At 66.4% G+C, this 780-nt stretch carries 2 protein-coding genes; both read right to left on the bottom strand.

Annotated features, from left to right (window positions below; translation table 11 throughout):
- Positions 1-185, bottom strand: a 185-nt coding sequence (locus AC6CID_RS25055; protein WP_498354674.1) for a hypothetical protein, incomplete at its 3' end; no start/stop codon positions are given.
- Complete coding sequence (locus AC6CID_RS25060) at positions 151-777, bottom strand: tyrosine-type recombinase/integrase (protein WP_498354675.1); 627 nt, start codon at positions 775-777, stop codon at positions 151-153. The genes AC6CID_RS25060 and AC6CID_RS25055, both read right to left, overlap by 35 nt.
- Positions 778-780: the final 3 nt, after the last annotated feature.

Raw genomic sequence — 780 nt, forward strand, 5'->3', positions numbered from 1 at the left:
CGGGTGTCGAGCGGCAGGTCAGCCCAGCGTTGGACCTGCGGCCACCGCTGCAGGAACGAGCGAGCGGCCTGGGTGTAGGCGGTGTTGCCGCGGCGGCGCCGCTGCAGGTGGACCAGGTAGGCGGCGTAGATGTCCGCCGGGTCCTCGTCCTCAGGTGCGGGTGTGTAGTCGTGTGCGGGCTGCATCGAATTCCGCCTTGACGTGGGTGGGTGTCAGATGGATGTACCGGGCTGTGGTGTCGACGTGCGCGTGCCCGAGCAGTGCCTGCATCACGGCCAGATCCACACCGGCCTCGGCCATCGCGGTCCCGAAAGTGTGGCGCAGCGCATGCGGGTGACCTGCGAGTACTCCCGATTTGAGACGGTGGTAGCGGAAGATGGTCCGCAAACCGGCCGGGGTCAACGGCTGTCCGCGGTGCGGGCCTTTTGCGACGAGGAACAGGCGGGTGCTCGTCGACTCGGGTCGTTCGGTGAGCAGATACGTTTGGATCAGCCCGGCGACTTCCACATCGAGTGGCACCCGGCGCTCCTTGGCGCCTTTGCCGAAGACTCGTATCCAGCGGGCACCAATGTCGATATCGGTGACGTCGAGGGTGAGGATTTCTCCGGATCGTAAGCCGGAGAGCAACATCAGGCCGGCGATCGAGCGATCCCGCCATGTTCGCAGGCTCGCGAGTAGATCCGCTGTTTCACGGCGGTCGAGTGGGCGTGGTAGCCGGCGGGGTTCACGGAGGCGGAGTGCAGATCGGCGTTTGGGTCGGACGAGGTGGCCGAGCAGACC

This window comes from Rhodococcus sp. GQ147 (assembly GCF_059759155.1).